General features: G+C 31.3%; 2 protein-coding genes. Both read right to left on the bottom strand.

The genetic code is table 11. The annotated features are described in order from the left end of the window. Positions 1-74: 74 nt before the first annotated feature. On the bottom strand, positions 75-491 hold the full coding sequence (locus BG20_RS12920; protein ID WP_010189704.1) for a transcription initiation factor IIB family protein: 417 nt from the start codon (positions 489-491) through the stop codon (positions 75-77). Positions 492-624: 133 nt separating this feature from the next. Then, positions 625-786, bottom strand: a complete 162-nt coding sequence (locus BG20_RS12915) for a transcription factor TFIIB cyclin-related protein (protein WP_010189702.1) — start codon at positions 784-786, stop codon at positions 625-627. Positions 787-1,070: the final 284 nt, after the last annotated feature.

Raw genomic sequence — 1,070 nt, 5'->3', positions numbered from 1 at the left:
GAAGCCAAATGTATAACTGCAGCTGCCATCGACATTGGATTCTTACTAGTTGTAATCCTTTTTTTTCGGCAATATTAAGAATATTGAATGCTAACCTCTGAGTTTTTTTCAGATATGTTAATAGCTCTGGCAAGTCTGGTTACAAACTCATCTGGTTTATACGCTATTGGATAAATATCTAATTCTTTTATTAAAAATCTGTATATTCTTTGCAAATGTTTTATTTTTACATTTCCCGCTTCTGCAATATCGTGAATTGTTCTGGGCGTATTTGTAAGTCTACATACAATGTAAGTTGTAGCACAAAGAATTACTACAGTTGATCTTCCTGCTAACATTTTTTTGGCAGAAATCTTTCTAAACCAATACGCTGTTTGTTCTACAACTGATTCAGGTAGTCCTAGTTTTGCTCTCAAACCATCAAGTAATGTAAATGCTTTTTGAAATGATTGAGTTGTTGAAGTTGAGGATCTACTATTTCTATCCCACATACGTAAACGATAAACAAAATGCAATTTTGTCTTGAAATTGATTTACCTGTAGAATCTTTGTTTTGTGATTCTATTATAGTTGATAAACCCCTATCTGCCATCTTTAAGGAAATTCTTCCACCTACCCTACTATTCAAATACCCATCATCTGTAAATCCTGAATTTTCATGTCTAGTCTCCCATATTTTTCAGCTAAAACAACACCGCAATTACTACATGTAATTTCACCTGTAATATCATCAGTAATGACTATGCTTTTCTTACATCCGTCTTGATGTGCTAATTTTACTAACAATTTAGAAGCACCATGATCTTATAATGGAACATATTTTTCCAATGATTTGTGGATTGGTTACGTTCATCATGTGTGTATTACATGTTTTAATCATATAAACAACAATTGAAAATCATTCTAGTGCTAATTGAGCAATATCTGTTTTTATTATTTGAACACAACTATGAATTATTAAACGAATACCAAAATTTTTTGCAATTATAACATTGCATTTTCCATTTTGTCTCACTGTTGTTTTCTCTAATTATCTCAAGTACTCCAAAATTTTTAGAGGAACATGTTGG

The organism is Candidatus Nitrosarchaeum limnium BG20, from assembly GCF_000241145.1.
GTDB classification, from domain to species: domain Archaea; phylum Thermoproteota; class Nitrososphaeria; order Nitrososphaerales; family Nitrosopumilaceae; genus Nitrosarchaeum; species Nitrosarchaeum limnae.
Note: the sequence above shows the minus strand (reverse complement) of the source record. Positions and strands in the feature narration are given on the sequence as shown.